The following is a 23,297-nucleotide window of genomic DNA, read 5'->3' as shown; positions in this document are numbered from 1 at the left end:
CTTTTCAATGGCCCCGTTGGAGACGGTGCGTGAAGGATCAGGCGCGCCGCCAGATCGTTCCCTGCGGCGTGTCTTCAAGGACGATCCCGTCCGCGAGCAGTTCGGCCCGAATCCGATCCGCGTCGGCAAAGTTCTTTGCCTTCTTGGCTGCGATCCGCGCCGCGATCTTCTCCTCGATCGCAACAGCATCCCCTTCATCGCCATCGGTGCCGGCTTGCAGGAAAGTGGTCGGATCCTGCTCAAGTAGGCCCAGCACGCCGCCCAGGGCCTTGAGTTCGGCCGCGGCCTCCGCCGACCGGGAACGGTTCACCTCGTTGGCCAGATCGAACAACACCGACAAGGCTTCCGCCGTGTTGAAGTCGTCATCCATCGCCAGCTTGAAGCGCGCCGCCGCCGGCGAGGACCAGTCGATCTCCGCCACCTGCTGGGCCGCCGGCACGTTGCGCAAAGCGGTATACAGGCGCGACAGGGCGCTACGGGCATCTTCCAGGTGGGTATCGGAATAGTTGAGGGGGCTACGGTAGTGCGCTCTCAGGATGAAGAAGCGGACCACCTCCGGAGCGTAATCCTTCAGCACGTCGCGAATGGTGAAGAAGTTGCCGAGACTCTTCGACATCTTCTCGTCGTCCACCCGCACGAAGCCGTTGTGCATCCAGTAATTGACGAAGGAACACTGGTGCGCCCCTTCGCTCTGCGCGATTTCGTTCTCGTGGTGGGGAAACTGCAGGTCAGCACCACCGCCATGGATGTCGAAGTGCTCGCCGAGCAGTTCCGAGCTCATCGCGGAGCATTCGATGTGCCAGCCCGGGCGCCCGGCACCCCACGGGGATGCCCACTTGACCTCTTCCGGCTCCTCCGGCCGCGCGTGCTTCCACAGCACGAAATCCAGCGGATCATGCTTGCCGCCCGCGACCTCGACACGCTCGCCGGCCCGCAACTCGTCGAGGGACTTGCCGGACAAGCGACCGTAACCTTCGAACTTGCGCACCGAATAGCACACATCCAAGTTGTCCGCCTGGTAGGCCAGGCCGTTACGTTCCAGATCGCCAATCAGACGCAGCATCGACGGCACGAACTCGGTGGCGCGCGGCTCATGATCCGGGCGTAGCACGCCCAGCGCATCGGCATCCTCGTGCATGGCGGCGATGAAGCGGTCGGTCAGCGCACGGATGCTCTCTCCGTTCTCCTGGGCGCGCTTGATGATCTTGTCGTCGATGTCGGTGATGTTGCGCACGTAGGTCACCGCATACCCACTCGAACGCAGCCAACGGGCGGCCATGTCGAAAACCACCATCACGCGCGCATGCCCCAGGTGACAAAAGTCGTAAACCGTCATCCCGCAAACATACATGCGGACCTTGCCGGGTTCGATGGGGGTGAACTGCTCCTTCTTGCGTGAAAGGGAGTTATGAATTTTCAACATGAGAGAGGCCGTTAGGAAACCGGATTAGTATGGAAGGCAGCGCGATCCGCATCTGCAAGGCCACCCAAAAGCGCAGTGAAGACCGCATCCGACGGACCGGGGACGCGCGTGGTAGGCCGTGACGCTTCTTGCTAGAATGAAAAGCCTGCAGCAATACCGACGCAAGCACGACACAAAGCAGCCTTCGTGCCTTGCGCATCTGGTCGATCATATCACATGTCAAAACGAGCTCTGGCCGCCGCCCTGTCCCTCCTGTGCATCACCTGCGGCCCCGTACGGGCCGACTCCGTCCAGGACCTGCAACAACTCGTCCGCCAGGGTCAATTCGATCAACTCGTCGAGCGGGTGACACCCTTGCTCGCCAGCCGGCCCAATGACGTCCAGCTACGCTTCCTCAAAGGCATCGCGCTGTCGGAACTTCACCGCAGCGCCGAAGCAATCGCCATCTTCCAGAAGCTGACCGAGGAACACCCGGAGTTGCCCGAGCCGTTCAACAATCTCGGAGTGCTGTACGCCCAGCAGCGGCAATACGACAAGGCCCGCACCACCTTCGAAACGGCCATCCGGAATCACCCGGGCTACGCGAGGGCCTACGAGAACCTGGGCGACGTCTATCTCCGGCTTGCCGGCGAGGCCTACGACAAGACACGAACGCTCGACACCGCCAACCCCGCCGTCCAGCGCAAGCTGACCATGATCCGTGATGCCACCGGCTTCGCCCCGGCCGAAGCCTCTGCCGGATCGGAAACGCCCGCGTCAAAGACTCCCCAAAAGACTCTCCCGGCAGCCAGGTAAGAGCCCGCACTCATCAACGCCACCACGACACGGTAGGCACGAAAAAAACAGCGTGGGGGTAGTCCCCGGCAACGCCATGGCAAGCGCCTCCCGCCCAATATCCCTGTCGGCCCGACCGAGAGACTTACCATCGCACCAAAGGAACCGAGAATGAAGAAGACCCTCATGGCCCTCATGATCGCCGGCCAGAGCATCCTGGCCCTGGCGGCCAATCCCCAGGTCGAGATGAAGACCAGTGAAGGGACGATCGTCCTCGAGCTCTACCCGGAAAAAGCCCCCAAGACGGTGGCCAACTTCCTGGAGTATGTGAAGAGCGGCTTTTACGACGGACTGGTCTTTCATCGCGTCATCGACGGCTTCATGATCCAGGGCGGCGGCATGAATGCCCGCATGGAGGAAAAGGCCACCCGGGCGCCGATCCCGAATGAAGCCCGCAACGGCCTCAAGAACGACGCCGGCACCATCGCCATGGCCCGCACCCAGGACCCGAATTCCGCCACCGCGCAGTTCTTCATCAACCTCGAAGACAACCGCCCGCTGAACTACCCTTCCCCTGACGGCGCCGGCTATGCCGTCTTCGGCAAGGTCACCAACGGCATGGACGTCGTTCGCAAGATCGGCAAGGTGCCCACCGCCAACCGCGGCTTCCAGCAGAATGTCCCGACCACGCCCGTCACCATCCAGTCTGTCCGGCAACTGCCCGAGCAGGCCGGCAAGTAAGCTTCACACCAACCCACAGGAGTAACTCCATGGCTGTCAAACTCAGCACCAACCACGGCGACATCGTCCTTGAACTGGACGCCGAAAAGGCCCCCGAAACCGTCAAGAACTTCCTCGCCTACGTGGAAGCCGGCCACTACGACAACACGGTCTTCCACCGCGTGATCAACGGTTTCATGATCCAGGGCGGCGGTTTCGAGCCGGGCATGAAGCAGAAGGCCACCCAGGCACCGATCAAGAACGAAGCCGACAACGGCCTGAAGAACGAAATCGGCACCATCGCCATGGCCCGCACGCAGGATCCGCACTCCGCCACTGCCCAGTTCTTCATCAACGTGGGCGACAACGACTTCCTCAACTACCGCTCCCCTGACATCCAGGGCTGGGGCTACTGCGTCTTTGGCCGCGTGACCGAAGGCCTGGACGTCGTCGAGAAGATCAAGGCCGTCAAGACCGGCTCCGCCGGCTTCCACCAGGACGTGCCGAAGGAAGACGTGGTCATCACCCGCGCCGAAGTCATCTAAGGCTCCAGGGCGACCGGCTCCATGCAAATCCATTTCATTTCCGATCTGCACCTGAGCGCCGATCGCCCTGAACTCACCGCCCTGTTCGAACGCTACCTGGCCGGCCCCGCCCAGGCTGCCGATCGCCTCTACATCCTCGGCGACCTGTTCGAATACTGGGCCGGCGATGACGACCTGGACGACCCGCTCAACCGCAGGGTTGCCGAAGCGCTCGCCGCCTTCGCCGAAGGTGGCTGCAAGGTCCATTTCATGGCCGGCAACCGCGACTTCCTGCTGGGCAGCGAATTCGCGACCCGCGCCCGCCTGCAGATCCTTGATGAGCCGACGCTGATCCAACTGGGCGAACAACGCACCCTGCTGTGCCACGGCGACAGCCTGTGCACCGACGATCTCGCCTACCAGGCTTTCCGCGCCCAGGTGCGCAACCCGGCCTGGCAAGCCCAGTTCCTCACACAGCCGCTGGCCGTCCGCAAGCAGATCATCGCCGGCGTGCGCATGAAAAGCGAGACCGCCAAGTCTGAGAAGGACGCGGCGATCATGGACGTCAATGGCGATACGGTTGCCGCATTGCTGCGCGAGCACGGCTTCCCGCTGCTGATTCACGGACACACCCATAGACCGGCGCTCCACCAGGTCGAAGTGGACGGACACCGCTGCGAACGCTGGGTGCTGGCTGACTGGAGAGTCGAGGCCGAACGGGCCTCTGGAGAGGTACTTGCATGGGCAGACGGGAAACTCTCCCGCCAGCCCCTGAACTGACAGACTTGCCGCGGCCGCGCGCTTAGACCAGCGCCGACCTCGGCAAGCTTTCACGCCCCGTGACCGCACGCCCTTTTGGGGGGATGTGGCCAAGGGCGGTAGGTGCTGAATTCGCCGGCATCACGCGCTCCAGACCACCCACCGGGTTCATTTTCAGCTTTCGCCGCGGGAGATCAGGTTGAGGTCCATCTGGGCGCCACCTTCTTCGCCACCCGACTTGCCGGCCGCGCCGCTACGCTGGCTTTCGATACCGCTCAGGTATTCCTGGGTCACGTCGCCGGTAACGTAGGTGCCGTCGAAACAAGAGGTCTCGAAGACCGAGACCTCCGGATTCAGCGCCTTCACCGCATCCTTGAGATCTTCCAGATCCTGGTAGATCAGCGCATCGGCACCGATCTCCGCACAGATTTCCGCTTCGGTACGGTCGCTGGCGATCAGCTCGGCCTTGGTCGGCATGTCGATGCCGTAAACGTTTGCATAACGAACCGGGGGCGCGGCAGAGGCCATGTACACCTTGGTCGCCCCGGCATCCCGCGCCATCTGCACGATCTCGCGGCTGGTGGTGCCACGCACGATGGAATCGTCTACCAGCAGCACGGCCTTACCCTTGAACTCCTGGTGAATGGTGTTCAGCTTCTGGCGCACCGACTTCTTGCGGATCGCCTGCCCGGGCATGATGAAGGTACGGCCGATGTAGCGGTTCTTCACGAAGCCTTCGCGATACGGCACGTTGAGGCGATGGGCCATTTCCATCGCCGACGGACGGCTGGAATCAGGAATCGGGATGACCACGTCGATCTGCAGGTGCGGCAGGGTCTCACGCAGTTTCTTGGCCAGGGAGCTGCCCATGTTGATGCGCGCGTCGTAAACCGAGATGCCGTCGATCAGCGAGTCGGGACGGGCCAGATACACGAACTCGAACATACAGGGAGCGTGCACCGTGTGGGTTGCGCACTGGCGGCTGTGGAAACGCCCTTCGGTGTCGATGAGGATCGCCTCGCCCGGCGCCACGTCACGCACCAGCTTGAAGCCCATCACGTCCAGCGCCACGCTCTCGGAGGCGATCAGCCACTCCACGCCATTGGGCGTGTCGTTGCGGCCGATGACCAGCGGACGGATTCCGTAGGGATCGCGGAAGGCCAGCAGGCCGGTTCCAGAGATCATTGCCACCGTGGCGTAAGCGCCGCGGCAACGGCGATGCACGCCGGCCACCGCGTCGAAGACTGTCTCCTTGTCCAGGCGGAAGCTCTTGGCGGCCGCCTGCAGCTCGTGGGCCAGCACATTGAGCAGTACTTCCGAATCGGAGTTGGTGTTGATGTGCCGCAGATCGGACAGGAACATCTCCCGCTGCAGCTCTTCGGCATTGGTCAGGTTGCCGTTGTGAGCCAACATGATGCCGAAGGGTGAATTCACGTAGAAAGGCTGGGCCTCTGCCGCGGCCGAAGCCGAACCGGCCGTCGGGTATCGAACATGGGCGATACCCAGGTTGCCGGGCAGATCCCGCATGTTCCGGGTCCGGAACACGTCGCGCACGAGGCCCGACGCCTTGTGCATGTGAAACCGCCCGCCTTCCGCAGTGGCGATACCCGCTGCGTCCTGGCCGCGGTGTTGAAGCACCTGCAGGCCATCATAAAGGAGCTGATTGACGGGGGTTGTCGCTACTACGCCCAGAATGCCACACATTTCAAACCACCTATCGGTATCTAAGTCTCTTTGCCAGAAGCTCGGGGAGCCACGGTTTGGAAGCCAGCACAGCGGCTTCGAGGGGAGCCGAAAAGCTCGCCTCCTGCCACCACCTGCTTCCGGCGAAGCCGCCGAGGCCGACGAGCAACGCCACTGCAAACACAATCACGCCACCTCGGACCGCGCCGAAGCACGCACCGAGAAAACGATCCGCGAACCCCAGCCCTGCCGCCCTGACGAGTTCGCCCAAGGCCCAGCGCAGGATCGCCACAAGAATCAGTACGACCACAAAAATCGAAATAAATGCCGCCGGTACCTGCAGCACCGGCTCCTTCACCAGCACCGCCACGAAAGGCTGCACGCTGGCGGTCAGGGTCTTGGCGGCCAGGAAGGCCAGCACCCACGCACACAGCGCCACCAGCTCCGACAGCAGGCCCCGCCAAAACCCCAAAACTGCCGACACGCCCACGACGGCCAGCAGGAAGTAATCAAATCCGCTCAAAGGAATTGCACGTCAGGGTTTGGACGCCACGGCAGCCGGCACCCCGAGGATCTTGCTGATCCGGGCAGCCGCCTTGTCGGCAGCCGCCTTGTTGGGGAAAGGGCCGGCGCGGACCCTGATCTTGTCACCCAGCGGCTCCACGTATGAAGCGTAGCCCTCCGCCTTCAACTTGGCGCGCAGACTTGTCACGTTCGCCGCCTCGCGATAGGCGCCGAGTGATACAACGTGGGCCCCACCCGCGCTCGGCTCCTTGGGCGCAGCACCACTCAACAGGGCCTTGGCGCGCTCGGCGTCGGCATGAGCCTTGTCAGCCTCAGCCTTCTCTTTTTCCTTGTCCCGCTCCCTTTCCTTCTGCTTGGGATCAGACTTGGCTTCGAGTTTGGCTTCGGGCTTCTTTACGTCGGGCTTGGCGTCCGCCTTCTTCGGCGGCTCGGGCTTGGGTTCCGGCTTTTTGGCAGGCTCGGGCCTGGCTTCCGCTTTCTTGAGCGGCTCGGGCTTGGGGTCCGCCTTGACCGCCTCCTTCTTGAGTTTGGACGGCGGGAGCAGCTCCTGCCCCGGCTTCAGCAGCGGGGGCGGCATATCGGCATCGCCCTTGTGGTGCGTCCCGTCATCCTCCTCCGGCACGACCGCCTCTTCGGTGACCGTGCCCGCCACGGGCTGGGACGGCGCGGGCGCCTTGCCGGTGATCACCCGCGACGTGAAATTGCCGCCCTCCTGGCTCGGAAGGCGGATCTGCACGTCGGGCACCGTTTGCCGCGGCTCGTGATCCATCACCATCGGCAGGACGATCACCGCGGCCAGCGCCAGCGCGGCAGAGCCCACCAGGCGACGACGCGCGCGCTTCTTCAGGTCGATCTGGGAATCGTTATCGGCCATCTTGCAGCAATACCTATTTGGACGTTCCGGCGACAGCCAGAACATCGGCTACCGTGAGGAAGGAGCCAAAGACCACGATTCTATCACCCTCGGCAGCCTGACCACGTGCAGCCTGATAAGCAGCACTCGGCGACTCGAACTCCGAGATATCGACACTCACCCCCGCCTCCCGCAGCATCCCGGCAAGACGCTCAGCTCCCAGGCCTCGTGGGCCGGGCAGCGTTGCCACCAGCCAGTGGTCAACGCGGTCACGCAGCAAGCGGATGACGCCTTGCACATCCTTGTCGGCCAGCATGCCGATCACCGCCCAGGTTTCCGGGAAGAAGCCCATGCTAGCGAGGTTCTCGTTGAGCACCCCCGCGGCCTGAGGATTGTGAGCTACATCGAGGATCACCGACGGACGCCCCGGCAGCACCTGGAAGCGCCCGGGCAGATCCACCAGCATGAAGCCCTGACGGATCGCCTGCATTGGCACCGGCAGGATGTCGCGCACCGACTCGCACGCCGCCATTACCGCCGAGGCATTGAGCAGTTGATTGGTGCCGCGCAGCGCCGGATAGGCAAGCCCACCACGGCGCGCGCCACCCGCCAGCCAGAACGCCCACTGCTGCTGGTCGCCGGAAAAACCGAAATCACGGCCGCTGACCAGCAGCCGCGCACCGATCGCCTCGGCATGGGCCAGCAGGGATGCGGGCGGCAGTGGGTCGCTGCAGATCGCCGGCTTGCCGGCGCGGAAGATGCCGGCCTTCTCGAAGCCGATGGTCTCCCGGTCGTTACCCAGGAACTCCATGTGATCCAGGGCCACGCTGGTGACAATGGCGCAATCTGGCTCGAACACGTTGACGGCATCGAGCCGCCCGCCAAGGCCAACTTCGAGGATGATCGCATCGAGCCCAGCCCGGCAGAACGCCACCCAGGCCGCCAGCGTTCCGTGCTCGAAGTAAGTCAGCGACGTCTCGCCGCGGGCACGCTCGACTTCGGCAAAGGCCTCGACCAAGGCCTGGTCATCTGCTTCTCGGCCATCGATGCGCACGCGCTCGTTGTAGCGCAGCAGATGGGGCGAGGTGTACAGACCCACGCGGTAGCCGGCGGCCAGCAGCACCGACTCCAGCAGCGCACAGGTGGAGCCCTTGCCGTTGGTTCCACCAATGGTGAAGACTGGACAGGTCTGGGGCAGATTCAGCGCATCGCGGACCAGGCGGACACGGTCCAGGCCAAGCTGGATGGCCTGGCCGTGACGTGCTTCCAGTAGGCCCAGCCAGCCTTCAAGTGTTTCGGGCAATTGCATGGATCAGGCCGCGCCGCCGACCGACGGCTGGCGCGTGAGGAGAGTGATGAGTTCGGGGAGCCGGTCGCGCAGTTCGCGCCGATCGATGATCATGTCCAGAGCGCCTTTCTCAAGCAGAAACTCGGAACGCTGGAAGCCCTCGGGCAGCGTTTCACGCACCGTCTGCTCGATGACCCGCGGACCGGCAAAGCCGATCAGGGCCCCCGGCTCACCGATCACCAGATCGCCCACGAAGGCAAAGCTGGCGGACACCCCGCCCATCGTCGGATCCGTCAGCAAGGTGATGAAAGGCAGGCGACGCTCCGCAAGACGCGTGATGGAAGCCGTGGTCTTGGCCATCTGCATCAGCGAGAACAGGCCCTCCTGCATCCGCGCGCCACCGGTGGCCGTCGCACAGATGAAAGGCAGGCGCTGCTCCAGGGCAGCCTTGACGCCGCGCACGAAACGCTCGCCAACCACCGAGCCCATGGAACCGCCGAGAAACTCGAACTCGAAGCAGGCCACCACGACCGGCACGGTCTTGATCGCACCCTGCACCACCACCAGCGCATCGGCCTCGCCGGTGTCCTCGTTCGCCGCGGCGAGCCGGTCCGGGTAGCGCTTGGAATCCTTGAACTTCAGCGGATCGACGGGCACCACTTCGGCGCCGATCTCGAAACGGCCTTCCGGATCGAGCAGATAGTCGATGCGCTGACGCGCGCGGATGCGCTGATGGTGTCCGCACTTCGGGCAGACGTTGAGGTTGCTCTCCAGATCGGAACGATAAAGCACCGCCTCGCAGGAAGGACACTTGCTCCACAAACCTTCAGGAATCGACTTGCGTGCAGACGGCACATCCCGCTTGATCTTGGGAGGCAGCAGCTTGGTCAGCCAGCTCATTGTTGTCCCCCTGCAGCGTCGATCGCCTCACGAATGCCGCGGATGAAGGCCTGCACGCGGGCCGGGGCCTCGCTGCGCTCGCTCTGTTCGATCTCCTCGATGATGCGGCTGCCGATCACCACTGCGTCGGCAAGGCCGGCGATGCGTGCCGCCGTTTCCGCGTCGCGAATACCGAAGCCGACTCCGACCGGCATGCCGACCTTTTCTCGGATGACGGGGATGCGGCGGGCGACTTCATCGAGGTCGAGCTTGGCTGACCCGGTTACGCCCTTCAGGGATACGTAATAGATGTAGCCACTGCCGGCAGCAGCCACATCGGCAAAGCGCTGTTCGGTGGAGGTCGGCGCCAGCAGGAAGATCGGATCGAGGCCGGCCGTACGACAGGCCTCGGCAAAGCCCTGGCACTCCTCGGGCGGGTAATCCACCACCAGCACGCCATCGACACCGGCATCCGCGGCGGCACTTGCGAAAGCCGCCATCCCCATAGCCTCGATCGGGTTGGCGTAGCCCATCAGCACGATCGGGGTTTCGTCCCCCGCTGCCCGGAAGGCGCGCACGATGTCGAATACCTTGCGCAGGCTCATGCCGGCGGCCAGGGCCCGTTCAGAGGCGCGCTGGATGGTCGGCCCGTCAGCCATCGGGTCGGAGAACGGAACGCCGAGCTCGATGACATCAGCCCCGCCCGCAACCAGCGCCTGCATCAGCGGCAGGGTCATCTCGGGTGCGGGATCTCCGGCGGTGATGAAGGGAATGAGCGCCTTGCGGCCTTCGCCTTCGAGCCGCTTGAAGGTTCGTTGAATTCTGGACATGAATGGGTACGAATGATCAACGGCCTTGCCGACTATGGCCGGCAAGGCCGTGAAGAGGTTAAAACTGGATGCCGGATTTCTCGGCGACGGTATGCATATCCTTGTCGCCCCGGCCGGAAAGATTGACGAGCAGGACCTTGTCCTTCGGCAGCGTCGGCGCCAGCTTGGCCGCGTAGGCCAGGGCGTGGGACGACTCCAGTGCCGGGATGATGCCTTCGAAGCGGCACAGGTCGTGGAAGGCCTGCAGGGCCTCGGCATCGGTGATGCCCACATACTCGGCGCGTTTGATGTCCTTGAGCCAGGCGTGCTCGGGACCGACGCCCGGGTAATCCAGGCCCGCGGAAATCGAATGGGTCTCGATGATCTGGCCGTCCTCGTTCTGCAGGAGGTAGGTGCGGTTGCCGTGCAACACACCGGGACGCCCCGCAGACAGGGAGGCCGCGTGCATGCCCGTTTCGATGCCGCTACCAGCCGCTTCGACACCCACCAGACGGACATCCTTGTGCTCGATGTAAGGGTAGAAGATCCCCATCGCGTTGGAGCCGCCGCCCACGCACGCAATCACGTAGTCGGGCTGGCGACCGGCCATATCGGGCATCTGCTCGATGCACTCCTCGCCGATGATCTTCTGGAAGTCGCGCACCATCATCGGATAGGGATGCGGGCCCGCCACTGTGCCGATGATGTAAAAGGTGTTGCCGATGTTGGTAACCCAGTCGCGCATGGCTTCGTTGAGCGCGTCCTTGAGGGTCTTGGAGCCGCTCTCCACCGGCACCACCGTGGCGCCCAGCAACTTCATGCGATAGACGTTGGCAGCCTGCCGCCGCACGTCCTCCGACCCCATGTATACGACGCATTCCATACCGTAGCGGGCCGCCACCGTGGCCGTCGCTACGCCGTGCTGCCCGGCGCCGGTTTCGGCGATCACCCGCGGCTTGCCCATGCGGCGAGCCAGCATGGCCTGGCCGATGCAGTTATTCACCTTGTGGGCGCCGGTATGGTTGAGGTCTTCGCGCTTCAGGTAGATCTGCGCGCCGCCGAGCAGTTCGGACCAGCGCTTGGCATGGTAGATCGGGCTCGGGCGCCCCACGTAATGCTTCAGCTCGTAAGCGTACTCGGCCATGAAGGCCGGATCCTGCTGGGCCTCTTCGTAGGCCTGGCGCAGTTCGGTCAGTGCCGGAATCAGGGTTTCCGCGACGAACACGCCGCCATAGGGACCAAAATGGCCGCGCGCATCGGGTAGATCGTAGGGGGCATCAGCCATGTGCATGTCGAACTCCGGCAACAAATTCGGTGATCCTGGCGGCGTCCTTGACGCCCTTCGCGGCTTCCACGCCGCTGGACACGTCCACAGCCCAGGGCTGGACGCGCCGCACCGCCTCCTCCACATTGCCCGCGTGCAGCCCACCCGACAGGATCAGCGGCACAGGCAGCCCGGAAGGAATCAGCGACCAGTCAAAAGTTTCACCCCCGCCGCCATAGCCTTCGACGAAGGCATCAAGGAGCAAACCTTGGGCTGTGGGGTAGCAAGCCGCGTATTTTAGCAGATCAAGCCCTGGCCGCATCCGCGCCGCCTTGATGTAAGGCAGCCCATAGCCGAGGCACTGGGCCTCGCTCTCGTCACCGTGGAACTGCAACACCTGCAGCGGCACCGCGGCCCTTGCGGCCTCGACATAGCTGCGCTCGGCATTGACGAACAGACCGACGACGGTTACGAAGGGCGGCACCAACCGGGCCAGCTCCGCCGCCCGCTCGAAACTCACGAAGCGCGGACTGGGCGGATAGAAGACAAAACCGATGGCGTCAGCCCCGGCATTCACCGCCGCCAGGACGTCCTTTTCCCGGGTCAGACCACAGATCTTGATGCGCGTCCGATGCATGGCGCTCACGGTACAAGGAGTTGGGGAGGCGCGATGATACGCCCGCCACCCGGCAAGGGCCACCGCTCGGGATACTCGACCCCCGACAGGTACAAGCCGCCGGGTGCGAATGTCGGCGCAGCCTGGGTCCGGTCCCGCACGGCGAGCACTTCCGCCATCCATTCGACCGACTTGCGCCCCAGCCCCACATAGACCAGAGAGCCCACGAGGTTGCGGATCATGTGGTGCAGGAAGGCGTTGGCATGGAAGTCGAACAGCACCACCTCCCCTTCGCGGCGGATACGTACCGCATGCATCTGCCGCACCGGCGACTTGGCCTGGCACTCGGCCGCCCGGAATGACGTGAAATCGTGGGTACCGATCAGGCACTCCGCCGCCCGGACCATCCGCTCCACATCGAACTCGCCATGGATCCAGCCGACACGCCCCTCCAGCAGACTGGGACGCACCCTCCGGTTGAGCAGCACATAACGGTAATGCCGGGACTCGGCACTGAAGCGCGCGTGAAAATCCTCATCCACCTCCACCGCCCACAGCACGCCGACACTGGCCGGCAGATGGCTGTTAACACCCCGCACCCAGGCCTCGAGTGGGCGCTTGGCAACGGTATCGAAGTGGGCCACCTGCATGCTGCCATGCACGCCGGTATCCGTTCGCCCGGCACACACCACGGCCACCGGATGCTGGGCGATGACGGCCAACGCCCTCTCCAGTACATCCTGAACCGTCCGCCCATGGGGCTGCGTCTGCCAACCCAGAAATGCACTCCCGGCGTACTCGACGCCTATCGCAATCCTCAACGGAGAGCTCCCAACAAGATCAACACCAGCACACTCCCTGCAACAAGCCCATCCCACCAGCGCAGAGGAAGCATTCGAATACGCAGGCTTTCCGCAGAAGGCGATGTGTCGTCATGAACAAGCAAGGCACGCCATCCGCCACGGGGAGGACTTTCCACATAACGAAAGACCAGCAACACCCGCACAGCCAGGCGCTCCACCGGTAATCCCAGCCCCCCCAAGGGACGGGCCAGCACCATCAAGCCGGCGACCAACTCCTGGTCCCGCGTCGATTCCAGCAGCACGGCCACCAGAAGCACCACAACGAGCAATTGCACACAATGCATCGACGCCGCCGCAATGCCTTCCAGTGTCGGGCCTGCGCTCCCCAGAAACGGGATGACCAGCTCGCCGGGGGTGAACAGCGCGAACAGCGCCCACAGCACCAGCAGCAGCACCCGCACACGCTTGACGAGCCGCCATGCGCGATGCCGGGCAAATAAAAAGGCCCCCGCCAGAACAACAAGCCCGAGGCCCCATAACCAGGGACCTCGGGCCAGTTGCGCCAATACTACCAGCGCCGCCCAGGCGACAAGACGCGTCGCCGGGTGCAGGGAAATCATCGCAGCTTCATCACGCGGATGTCAGCGGCTCACGAAAGGCGGGCAAGGATTTTACGGGCCTCTTCCTTCTGTACGGCAGCGCCCTCCCGCAGGACTTCCTCAACCAATTCCCGCGCACCGTCCTTGTCACCCATTTCCTCATACGCACGCGCCAGCTCAAGCTTGGTCGCCACTTCCTGCTGCAGTTCCAGGTCGAGGGGGGGCTCCGTCGGCGGGCCGGCATCCGGGAGCTCCGCCAGGGTGTCGGGATCAGAGGGAAGTTCGAGATCGATGGAGTCGAGATTGACGACGGGCTCGAAGGGGCGCGTCTCCGTCATCTTGTCCTCCAGCTTCTCGTCCAGCTCAAAATCGAAGTCCAGCAGGCTGCTATCGAAGCTGGTCTTCTCGAGATCCATCGTAGCCGCACCGGCCTCGTCGCGAAGCGGCTCGTCGGCAAGCGTCGCGGTGAGATCCACATTGACGGATGGCGTGGCAGCGGGCTCGAACTTGTGCTCACCAAACTCCGAGCTGATTTCGAAATCGAGATCACTGGGATCCGGCAGGCTGAAATCATCCGTCATGCGCTGGGGGCGCGTAGAAGTCGCCTCCATGCTCGCCGGCATGCGATCGCCCACCATCTGCGTAGCCTGTTGCGGCAGCGGTTCCGGCTCGTGATCGAAGCCAAGGTCGAAGTCCAGCGCACTTGCCGTCGGGGACTGTGCGCCACCCACTACCTGATCGTGGGCCTCGCCGCCATCGGCGTTCAGGTCCAGGTCAAAATCAAGCATGCTGACATCCGGCGCAGCAACCGGAACCGCCGCCGGGGGCGCGGCCCTCCCGATGTCCTCGAGACTGGTGTATTGGTTGAGCTCACCCGGCAAGGCCCAGGTGTCCTTCAACTGGGACGGGGACTCAAGCGGGTCTTCATGCCCTGCAGAAAGCATCGGCTCAACGGGCTCCGGTGCACGCGCTCTCGTCTGGACAGGCTGGGCCTGCCCAAAGCCAGCGGCCAGCGGCGCAACCGTCTGCGGTGCCGCTGCAGCCGCACCTGCTGCTGCACCCGGCGTCGGAATGCGGTACAAGGGGCTATCAGGATCCACTTTGCGCCCGAGGGCCGCGGCCTTTTCCCAGTCCTGCCCATTGCCGCCCGTCAAGGAATAGAGCTCGGTGGCGGTCGTTTCAAATTGCTTCAGGTTCTTCCGCTGCGCGTATATCTCGAGCAACTTCAGATGAACCCCGGTGCGCCCCGGATCCGTCTTCAGGGCGTCGAGGAGAATCTCCTCGGCCTGCGCGTCTCGACCGTAAGCCATGTACACGTCAGCCTCGGCCACCGGATCGACACCTTCATCGGTATCGATCGCAGACAGGCCCGACTGACTGAAATCGGTCTGGATCTGGCTGCTGCTTCCCGTATCCACGCTTTGCCCGCCCGAACTGCCAAACACCGAATTGGAGGCTTCCCCGAATTCGGACAACGCGGAGGTCGTGGTCGGCGCAGCCTGGGCACGGCGACGCTGATACAGCTTGTAGCCCCCCCAACCCAACAGCAGCGCGAGAATGCCCCCGCCCCCCATCAGCAAGGAGAGATCCTCGGAGGACTCTGCCTGCGGCGGCGCTTCGGCAGGCTTTGACTGAGGCGGCGCCGACTGTGGTGCTGGCGGCGTAGCCTGAGGAAGGGGCTTGGCCTCGGGAGCAGACTCTGGCACCTTGGCCTGTTCAGGCTTGTCCGACTCTGCTGCAGGCGGGTTCGGCTGCGCGGCGGCCGGGGGCTCGACGGGAGCAGCCGGCTGCGACGCAACCGTCGGCTTGCCCTGCTCGACCACCTGGGCCAGACCCTGGCTCTTCAACTCCACCAAGCGCTGGAGTTCCTTGATGCTCTTTTCCAGATCGGCGAGTCGGTTGTTTGCTTCCTTCAAGGCCTTGTCGCGGGAGACGAGGTCCTCCTCCAGGGCCTGCAGCCGTGCACCACCGGTCTTGTCACTGCCAAGCCCCCCGGCGCGCCCTTCATCCCCCTTCGAAACCTTCAACTGATCACTCGAGCCTGCTGCCGCAGCGGCGCGGTCATCCACCTTGGCGCCAATCCGGCCGCCAGCCCCCTGACGAGCCGGCGCTTCCTTTGCGGGCGCATTGGCAGCCTGCTCGGCCAGCTTTTGCCGATAACGCCCGAAATCGGACGACTTTCCGACGATCTGCCCGCGCTCTCCGCCGGCAGCAAGCTGCCGCGCGGTCTCCGCATCCGGAATGCGCAGGATCTTGCCAGCCTGCAACCGATTGACATCGTTCGCCTCGAAAGCGGAACGGTTGCCCTGGAACAGCGCCGCCAGCATCTGCTCCATGGAGACGCCATCGGGACGGTTTTCCGTCGCAATCCGGTTCAGCGTATCACCGGGTTTGACCAGATAGGTTCTGCCCGCGGCCGCGCCTTCGCGCGCTACGCGTCCTGCCGGTGCTGGGCGACGGACCGCAGGCTGAGGCTCAGCACGACGCGCGGCGAAATCGGAACGGACCTCCGGCGCGGCTACCGGCGCTGCGTGACGCCCGGCCCCGGTGTCAGGCGGGTCCAGAAGGAAGGTGTACTCACGAATCAAGCGGCCAGCCGCCCAGCTCAACTCGACCAGCATATCGACGAAGGGCTCATTGACCGGCCGGTCGCTGCTGACCTTCACCACCGCACCGCCTCCCCGACGTTCGATGGCCATGCGCAGACCATTGATGGAGGGCGCGTAATCGACACCAGCCTGCCGGAAAGCCTCCGCCGATGCGAGCCGCGCCGTCATGTTCTGGAGTTCTTCGGGGGTCGCGGCGACCTCGACCTCAGCCCGCAGAGGCTGTCCCAGGCCGCTCAGGACCGTTATCCGCCCCAGACCTGCCGCGTTGGCACCAAGGGACAGGGCGCTGATGGACGCGGCGAGCAAGGTAAGCTTGAGCCGGCTATTCACAGGGTTCTTATGCACGAAGGCTGATCATTAGAATCAAGTTATTGATGAACATAACATCATGGGTTTGGAGTGGCAAGTTCGAGCCGTTTTTGAAGTCCCCACCTCAAGCTCGACATGCATTCTGCAAGCGCAACACGCCAGCTCCCGCCCAGCTTCATCGACGAGGCTGCCCTGCCCCGCGCTACTGCTCGCCCAAAAGAAAATGCCGTTCAGCTATCGCAGAACGGCATTTGAACAACGGAGCGGCGAGGTATCAGTCCTCGAGCAGGATGCGCAGCATGCGTCGCAGCGGCTCCGCGGCCCCCCACAGAAGCTGGTCACCGACGGTGAAGGCCGACAGGTATTCACCGCCCATCGCCAGCTTGCGCAGGCGGCCGACGGGAACGGTCAGGGTGCCGGTCACGGCGGTCGGCGTCAGATCGCGCACGGACTCCTCACGCTTGTTCGGAACGACCTTGACCCAGTCGTTGGCACTGGCCAGCATGCTTTCGATCTCGTCGATCGGGAGGTCCTTCTTCAGCTTCAGGGTCAGAGCCTGGCTGTGGCAACGCATCGCACCGATACGCACGCACAGGCCGTCGATGGGTACGATCGGGGTCCCGAAACCTTCGCCACGACCGAGGATCTTGTTGGTCTCGACGCCGCCCTTCCACTCTTCCTTGGACTGGCCGTTACCCAGATCCTTGTCGATCCACGGGATCAGGGAGCCCGCCAGCGGCACGCCGAAGTTGGAGGCCGGGAAGGCGTCGTCGCGCATCGTGCCAGCCACTTCGCGGTCGATGTCGAGGATCGCGGAGGCCGGATCGTCCAGCAATTCTTTGACCGAACGGTTCAGTTCGCCCATCTGACTCAGCAGCTCACGCATGTTCTGCGCGCCGGCGCCCGAAGCCGCCTGGTAGGTCATCGAGGTTGCCCACTCGACGAGGTCGCGCTGGAACAGGCCGCCCAGTGCCATCAGCATCAGGGACACGGTGCAGTTGCCGCCGATCCAGTCGCGGCCGCCCTTGACCAGGGAGTCCTTGATGACGTTCTGGTTTACCGGATCAAGGATGATCACGGCGCGGGGATCCATGCGCAGGGACGACGCGGCGTCGATCCAGTGGCCATTCCAACCCGCCTCGCGCAGCTTCGGATACACCTCGTTGGTGTAATCGCCGCCCTGACAGGTGATGATGATGTCCAGCGCCTTCAGTTCGTCGATGTTCTTCGCATCCTTCAGCGAGGGCGCGTCCTTGCCGAAGCTCGGTGCCTTGCCGCCCGGGTTGGAAGTGGTGAAGAACACCGGCTCGATCAGCGCAAAATCGTTTTCCTCGCGCATGCGCTGCATGAGCACGGAACCGACCATCCCGCGCCAGCCAACCAGACCTACTCTTTTCATATTGATCCCCAATCAGGCTTGAATTGTCTTTTGTGCTCAGAGGGACGCGATGACGGCGTCGCCCATCTCCTTGGTGCCCACGCGGCGGGTACCCGCCTCATAGATATCACCGGTGCGATAGCCGGCAGCGAGCACCTTCTTGACGGCGGTCTCGATACGCGTCGCATGCGCCTCAAGGTTGAAGGTATAACGCAGCATCATCGCCGCAGACAGAATGGTAGCCAGCGGATTGGCCAGGTTCTTGCCGGCGATATCGGGGGCCGAGCCGTGGCTGGGCTCGTAAAGACCCTTGTTGTTGGCATCGAGGGAGGCCGACGGCAGCATGCCGATGGAGCCGGTGAGCATGGAAGCCTCGTCCGACAGGATGTCGCCGAACATGTTGCCGGTCACCATCACGTCGAACTGCTTCGGCGCGCGCACGAGCTGCATCGCGGCGTTGTCCACGAGCATGTGGGACAGCTCGACATCCGGATAATCGGCCGACAGCTCGATCATCACGTCACGCCACAACTGGGTACACTCCAGGACGTTCATCTTGTCCACCGAGCACAGCTTCTTGCCGCGCTTGCGGGCCGCCTCGAAAGCCATCTTGCCGATGCGGCGGATCTCGGACTCCGAATACACCATGGTGTTGAAGCCGACGCGCTCGCCGTTTTCCTCGCGGATGCCTCGGGGCTGGCCGAAATAGATATCTCCGGTCAGTTCGCGGACGATCAGGATGTCCAGGCCGGACACCACTTCGGGCTTCAGCGTGGAAGCGTTGGCCAGTTCCGGGTAGAGGATGGCCGGACGCAGGTTGGCGAACAGGCCGAGCTCCTTGCGGATGGCCAGCAGGCCACGCTCGGGGCGCTGCTCACGCGGCAGGGAATCCCACTGTGGGCCGCCCACGGCACCCAGCAGGATCGCGTCGGCTTCCTTGGCCAGCTTGCTGGTTGCCTCGGGGTACGGCGTGCCAGTGGCGTCGACGGCACAGCCGCCGATCAGGGCCGTTTCGGCCACAAAGTCGAAACCGTCGCCACGCACCGCTTCAAGCACGCGCAGCGCCTGTTCCATGATTTCGGGGCCGATGCCATCACCGGGCAGAACACAAATCTTCATCGTCATTCTCTAAATCGAATTCGTTACAGGGACGCCAGCCGGCGATCAGGAGAACAGCCAGGGTTGGTCGATACGCCGACGCGCTTCGAACTCCTGGATCTTATCGGCGTGCCGCAACGTGAGACCGATATCGTCCCAGCCGTTGAGCAGGCATTCGCGGCGGAAGGCATCCACGTCGAAAGGGATGACCTTGCCGTCGGGGCGGGTGATCGTCCGCGCCTCCAGGTCCACCATCAGGCGATAGCCGGCGGTTCCCTGGCACTGGGCGAACAGTGCATCCATTTCCGACGCCGCCAGCTTGATCGGCAGCAGACCGTTCTTGAAGCAGTTGTTGTAGAAGATGTCGGCGAAGCTCGGCGCAAGGATCACGCGGAAGCCGAAATCCTCCAGCGCCCACGGCGCATGCTCACGCGAGCTGCCACAGCCGAAGTTGTCGCGGGCGAGCAGGATCTGCGCACCCTGGTAGCGCTGCTGATTGAGCACGAAGTCCGGGTTCTTGGGGCGTCCGGATGCATCCTGGCCGGGCTGGCCGACATCCAGGTAACGCCACTCGTCGAACAGGTTGGGGCCAAAGCCACTCCGCTTGATCGACTTCAGGAACTGCTTCGGGATGATCGCGTCGGTATCCACGTTGGCGCGATCCATCGGCGCCACGAGACCATCGAGCTTACGGAAGGGATTCATTGCTTGACCGCCTTCTGGATGGCTTCGCCACCCTTTTCAATATCTTTGCCAAAGCCCTGAACGGTATTGCAACCGCTCAGCAGCACGACAACCAATGCACCGAGCAATGCGGCAAATTTACGCATGGCGCAATCTCTCCAGGCACTCAGGCCAGTTCGCGAACGTCGGCGAAATGCCCGGCAATCGCCGCAGCCGTCGCCATGGCCGGGCTCACCAGGTGGGTACGGCCACCGGCGCCCTGACGCCCTTCGAAGTTACGGTTGGACGTGGACGCGCAGCGCTCGCCCGGCTCCAGCCGATCCGCGTTCATGGCCAGACACATGGAACAGCCCGGCTCACGCCATTCGAAACCGGCAGCGATGAAGATCTTGTCGAGCCCTTCGGCCTCGGCCTGACGCTTGACGAGACCGGAGCCCGGCACCACCAGCACCTGCTTGACGTTGTCGGCCTTGCGACGACCACGCGCGACATAAGCGGCGGCGCGCAGATCCTCGATGCGCGAATTGGTACAGGATCCGATGAAGACCTTGTCGATAGCGATGTTCTTGATCGGCGTCCGCGGCGTGAGGCCCATGTACAGCAGCGCGCGCTCCATGCCCTCGCGCTTCACCGGATCCTTTTCGAGGACTGGATCGGGGACGATACCGTCGATCGGCGCGACCATCTCGGGCGACGTGCCCCAGGTCACCTGCGGCTTGATCTGAGCGGCATCAAGTTCGACCACCGCGTCGAAACGCGCACCGTCGTCGGAATGCAGAGTGCGCCAATACTCGACCGCACGATCCCACACTTCGCCGCGCGGCGAGAACGGACGCCCCTTCAGGTAGGAGATGGTCTGCTCGTCCACCGCCACCAGACCGGCGCGGGCCCCTGCTTCGATCGCCATGTTGCAGACGGTCATGCGGCCTTCCATCGTCAGGCCGCGGATCGCGCTGCCGCCGAACTCGATGGCGTAGCCGGTACCGCCGGCGGTACCGATGCGGCCGATGATGGCCAGCACCACATCCTTGGCGGTCACGCCCGCGCCCAGCACGCCGTCGACGCGCACGAGCATCGTCTTGGACTTCTTCTGCAGCAGGCACTGGGTGGCCATCACGTGCTCGACTTCGGACGTACCGATGCCGTGGGCCAAGCAGGCAAACGCGCCATGGGTTGATGTATGCGAATCGCCGCACACGACGGTCATGCCGGGCAGCGTCGCGCCGTTTTCAGGTCCGATCACGTGCACGATGCCCTGACGCTCGTCCTTGAACGGGAAGTAAGCCAGCGCACCGACTTCACGGATGTTGCTGTCCAGGGTTTCAACCTGCTGACGGGACACCGGGTCCTGGATGCCCATTTCCCAGTGATCGGTCGGCGTGTTGTGGTCGGCCGTCGCAACGATGGAATTCACGCGCCACGGCTTGCGCCCGGCCAGCTTGAGGCCTTCGAAGGCCTGCGGGCTGGTGACTTCGTGAACCAAGTGACGGTCGATGTAGATCAGCGCCGTGCCGTCATCCTCGACGTGCACCACGTGGCTCGACCACAATTTTTCGTAAAGCGTTTGCGCTTGCATGGGCGAAGTAGAGCTGAGGGCGGAAAAACTTTAATTATTTCACAGGCCTTGCGCGCTGAGTAGCTTGCTCGTAAAGGGGCATCACGCGAGCCGCGTACTCTGTGAGATCACGCAGGCGGGTTTCGTTGGACGGGTGGGTCGACAACCACTGGGGCTGGGCGCCGTTGGAGGCCTTAGCCATTTTCTGCCAGAGACCGATGGCCGCCCGCGGGTCGTAGCCTGCCCGCGCAGCCAGTTCGACGCCCATGCGGTCGGCCTCGGTCTCATGCTCGCGACTGTTGGGCAGCTCGAAACTGAGCTTCGCCGCGCCACCAATCAGGTCGGTCCCCGCCTGGCCCACGCCAAGGGCGGCACCCAGTACGCTGACACCGATATTGGTCACCATCGACTGGGACGCCCGCTCCCGCGCGTGCTCACGCAGCGCATGGGAAATTTCGTGCCCCATGATTGCGGCAATCTCGTCGTCGGTCAGGTCCAGGCGCTCAATGATGCCGCTGTAGAAGGCGATCTTTCCACCGGCCATGCACCACGCATTGAGCTCTTTCGAGCTCAACACATTCACTTCCCATTTCCAGCCGGGCGCATCGGGGCGGAAAATTCCTGTCATCGGAATCAGGCGACGGGCCACGGCACGCACCCGCTCAACCTCCTCCTGATCCCGGTTCAGCGCATTCTTCTGCGCCGCCTCCGCGATGATCTTCTGGTAACTCTGGGCGGAAGCCTGCTCCATCTCCCTGGAGGAAACCATCATCATCTGCCGGCGCTCCACGCCGACAGCACCTGACTGCGTCGTCTGCACGGACTGACAGGCCGCCAGGCCGCTCACTGCCAGCAGCGCCGTGCCGAGCATGCGCCACCATTCGAACCCCGTTCTCATCCTTCTCCCGACATCCCGTTCAGTTGACGTTAGACAGTCTCGACGGCCAAACGATCCCGCCAGCCGCGGCTCAGGGCCACCAGGCCCATCAATGCGAAGACTGACGCGAGGGTATAAGTCCATCCGGCGCCGACGAGTTCCCACGTATAGCCGCTGATCAGCCCTCCAAGCACCCCGCCGGCGCCGAAGGAAATACTGCCATACAGGGCCTGCCCGCGTGCCTGGTGCTGAGCGCCGAACCAGCGATTGACGGCGGCCACGGCCGCCGCGTGGTAAGAGCCGAAGGTCGCGCCATGCAGCAACTGCGCCAGCGCCAACACGGCAAGCGAATCAGCCCACCAGCCGATCATCACGAAGCGGAAGACTGCCGCAGCAAAACTGAAGAGAAGCAGATTACGCAGTGAGAACGCTTTCAGCAATTGGGGCATACCCATGAAAACCAGGATCTCGGCCAGCACCCCAAGGGTCCACATCCACCCCACCAAAGTCTTGCTGTACCCATGAGCAACGAGATGCAGGGAGTAGAAGACGTACAAGGCGCCATGGGCGGCCGACATGAAAAAGCAGGCCGTCAGCAGCGCCTTCACCTCCGGGCGACGGAGAATGCTCCCCAGCGAGGCGGACGCCACCGTCTCCCGTACCTTGCGGACTTCGGGGATCGCCAGAGCACACGCCAGGATGCCCGTAAGGATGGCCAGCGTCACCCACAGCAGGTTCCTGATCGGCATCTCATCGAGCAGATAGCCCAACCCGAGCACCGCCAACACAAAACCGACGGACCCCCACACCCGGATGCTGCCATAGCGACTGGCCCGCCCTTCCAGGTGCGCAAAGGTCAAGGTTTCCACCAGCGGCAACGCAGCACTCCAGAAGAAAGCCAGGAAGGCCATGCTCACAAAGAGCGCCCCATAAGCATTGCTGAGCAGGAAACCGGAGAAGCCCAGCACGGACAGCACCGCCGACAGACGGACGATGGGCGCACGCATGCCGAATCGATCGGCCAGCCAGCCCCACAGGGTCGGCGCAAGCGTGCGCATGACCGACATCAGGGACATCAGCACTGCAATCTCGGCCGCCGAACTACCAATCGACTGCAGATAAAGGCCAAAGTATGGTGAAAAGGCACCGACAAAGGCGAAGTAGAAAAAGTAATAACCCGACAGGCGCCAGTAGGGAATCATCAGAGATATTGGGGGCAACCCCGGTCACTACCAAGAAAAAGAGCGCCCGAAAGCGCTCCTTCCATC

At 63.6% G+C, this 23,297-nt stretch carries 23 protein-coding genes; 4 read left to right on the top strand and 19 right to left on the bottom strand.

Translation table 11 applies throughout. The features are described 5' to 3' along the window. Positions 1-37: 37 nt before the first annotated feature. Positions 38-1,423 (bottom strand): cysteine--tRNA ligase, encoded by a 1,386-nt coding sequence (gene cysS, locus AC3QL2_RS19215; protein ID WP_493233110.1) that lies wholly within the window; start codon positions 1,421-1,423, stop codon positions 38-40. A gap of 216 nt (positions 1,424-1,639) precedes the next feature. On the opposite strand from cysS, the gene AC3QL2_RS19210 reads away from it, so the two are divergent. The 4 genes from AC3QL2_RS19210 (at position 1,640) to AC3QL2_RS19195 (ending at position 4,221) form a co-directional block, all read left to right on the top strand. After that, complete coding sequence (locus AC3QL2_RS19210; RefSeq protein ID WP_493233111.1) at positions 1,640-2,218, top strand: tetratricopeptide repeat protein; 579 nt, start codon at positions 1,640-1,642, stop codon at positions 2,216-2,218. Between the two features lie 150 nt (positions 2,219-2,368). Further along, on the top strand, positions 2,369-2,938 hold the full coding sequence (locus AC3QL2_RS19205; protein WP_493233112.1) for a peptidylprolyl isomerase: 570 nt from the start codon (positions 2,369-2,371) through the stop codon (positions 2,936-2,938). Positions 2,939-2,967: 29 nt separating this feature from the next. Then, positions 2,968-3,462, top strand: a complete 495-nt coding sequence (locus AC3QL2_RS19200; RefSeq protein ID WP_493233113.1) for a peptidylprolyl isomerase — start codon at positions 2,968-2,970, stop codon at positions 3,460-3,462. 21 nt (positions 3,463-3,483) lie between these two features. After that, a complete protein-coding gene (locus AC3QL2_RS19195; protein WP_493233114.1) occupies positions 3,484-4,221 on the top strand; it encodes a UDP-2,3-diacylglucosamine diphosphatase in 738 nt (245 codons plus the stop codon). Between the two features lie 153 nt (positions 4,222-4,374). On the opposite strand, the gene purF is transcribed toward AC3QL2_RS19195, so the two are convergent. From purF to AC3QL2_RS19105, 18 genes are all read right to left on the bottom strand, one after another. After that, on the bottom strand, positions 4,375-5,904 hold the full coding sequence (gene purF / locus AC3QL2_RS19190) for an amidophosphoribosyltransferase (protein WP_493233115.1): 1,530 nt from the start codon (positions 5,902-5,904) through the stop codon (positions 4,375-4,377). Positions 5,905-5,914: 10 nt separating this feature from the next. Beyond that, complete coding sequence (locus AC3QL2_RS19185; RefSeq protein ID WP_493233116.1) at positions 5,915-6,406, bottom strand: CvpA family protein; 492 nt, start codon at positions 6,404-6,406, stop codon at positions 5,915-5,917. Positions 6,407-6,418: 12 nt separating this feature from the next. Next, positions 6,419-7,327, bottom strand: a complete 909-nt coding sequence (locus AC3QL2_RS19180; protein ID WP_493233117.1) for an SPOR domain-containing protein — start codon at positions 7,325-7,327, stop codon at positions 6,419-6,421. Then, positions 7,296-8,570 (bottom strand): bifunctional tetrahydrofolate synthase/dihydrofolate synthase, encoded by a 1,275-nt coding sequence (gene folC, locus AC3QL2_RS19175; protein ID WP_493233118.1) that lies wholly within the window; start codon positions 8,568-8,570, stop codon positions 7,296-7,298. The genes AC3QL2_RS19180 and folC overlap by 32 nt, the downstream gene beginning before the upstream one ends. A 3-nt stretch (positions 8,571-8,573) precedes the next feature. Then, a complete protein-coding gene (gene accD, locus AC3QL2_RS19170; protein WP_493233119.1) occupies positions 8,574-9,449 on the bottom strand; it encodes an acetyl-CoA carboxylase, carboxyltransferase subunit beta in 876 nt (291 codons plus the stop codon). Next, positions 9,446-10,258 carry a tryptophan synthase subunit alpha gene (trpA, locus tag AC3QL2_RS19165; RefSeq protein WP_493233120.1) on the bottom strand — a complete coding sequence of 271 codons (813 nt, stop codon included), beginning with the start codon at positions 10,256-10,258 and terminating at the stop codon, positions 9,446-9,448. The genes accD and trpA overlap by 4 nt, the downstream gene beginning before the upstream one ends. Positions 10,259-10,316: 58 nt before the next feature. Continuing rightward, entirely contained in the window at positions 10,317-11,528 is a 1,212-nt protein-coding gene (gene trpB, locus AC3QL2_RS19160; RefSeq protein WP_493233121.1) for a tryptophan synthase subunit beta, read from the bottom strand. Next, positions 11,515-12,138, bottom strand: coding sequence for a phosphoribosylanthranilate isomerase (locus tag AC3QL2_RS19155; protein WP_493233122.1), 624 nt, complete (start codon positions 12,136-12,138; stop codon positions 11,515-11,517). The genes trpB and AC3QL2_RS19155 overlap by 14 nt, the downstream gene beginning before the upstream one ends. A 5-nt stretch (positions 12,139-12,143) precedes the next feature. Next, entirely contained in the window at positions 12,144-12,938 is a 795-nt protein-coding gene (gene truA / locus AC3QL2_RS19150) for a tRNA pseudouridine(38-40) synthase TruA (protein ID WP_493233123.1), read from the bottom strand. Next, the gene (locus AC3QL2_RS19145) at positions 12,935-13,540 is read right to left on the bottom strand and encodes a CbiQ family ECF transporter T component (RefSeq protein WP_493233124.1); all 606 of its coding nucleotides are present in this window, start codon (positions 13,538-13,540) and stop codon (positions 12,935-12,937) included. Before AC3QL2_RS19145 ends, truA begins: the two co-directional genes overlap by 4 nt. 29 nt (positions 13,541-13,569) lie before the next feature. Continuing rightward, a complete protein-coding gene (locus AC3QL2_RS19140) occupies positions 13,570-16,434 on the bottom strand; it encodes a motility hub landmark protein FimV (RefSeq protein WP_493233125.1) in 2,865 nt (954 codons plus the stop codon). Positions 16,435-16,711: 277 nt separating this feature from the next. Then, positions 16,712-17,836, bottom strand: a complete 1,125-nt coding sequence (asd, locus tag AC3QL2_RS19135) for an aspartate-semialdehyde dehydrogenase (RefSeq protein ID WP_493233126.1) — start codon at positions 17,834-17,836, stop codon at positions 16,712-16,714. Positions 17,837-17,872: 36 nt separating this feature from the next. Continuing rightward, entirely contained in the window at positions 17,873-18,934 is a 1,062-nt protein-coding gene (leuB, locus tag AC3QL2_RS19130) for a 3-isopropylmalate dehydrogenase (protein WP_493233127.1), read from the bottom strand. 45 nt (positions 18,935-18,979) lie between these two features. After that, positions 18,980-19,618, bottom strand: a complete 639-nt coding sequence (leuD, locus tag AC3QL2_RS19125) for a 3-isopropylmalate dehydratase small subunit (protein ID WP_493233128.1) — start codon at positions 19,616-19,618, stop codon at positions 18,980-18,982. Next, entirely contained in the window at positions 19,615-19,743 is a 129-nt protein-coding gene (locus AC3QL2_RS19120; protein WP_493233129.1) for an entericidin A/B family lipoprotein, read from the bottom strand. The genes leuD and AC3QL2_RS19120 overlap by 4 nt, the downstream gene beginning before the upstream one ends. Before the next feature lie 20 nt (positions 19,744-19,763). Continuing rightward, complete coding sequence (gene leuC, locus AC3QL2_RS19115; RefSeq protein ID WP_493233130.1) at positions 19,764-21,173, bottom strand: 3-isopropylmalate dehydratase large subunit; 1,410 nt, start codon at positions 21,171-21,173, stop codon at positions 19,764-19,766. A 34-nt stretch (positions 21,174-21,207) separates the two neighbouring features. Next, positions 21,208-22,023, bottom strand: a complete 816-nt coding sequence (locus AC3QL2_RS19110; protein ID WP_493233131.1) for a M48 family metallopeptidase — start codon at positions 22,021-22,023, stop codon at positions 21,208-21,210. A gap of 56 nt (positions 22,024-22,079) precedes the next feature. Beyond that, positions 22,080-23,231 (bottom strand): MFS transporter, encoded by a 1,152-nt coding sequence (locus tag AC3QL2_RS19105; RefSeq protein WP_493233132.1) that lies wholly within the window; start codon positions 23,229-23,231, stop codon positions 22,080-22,082. Positions 23,232-23,297 lie beyond the last annotated feature (66 nt).

The organism is Zoogloea sp. GW822-FHT05C07, assembly GCF_058800215.1.
Note: the sequence above shows the minus strand (reverse complement) of the source record. Positions and strands in the feature narration are given on the sequence as shown.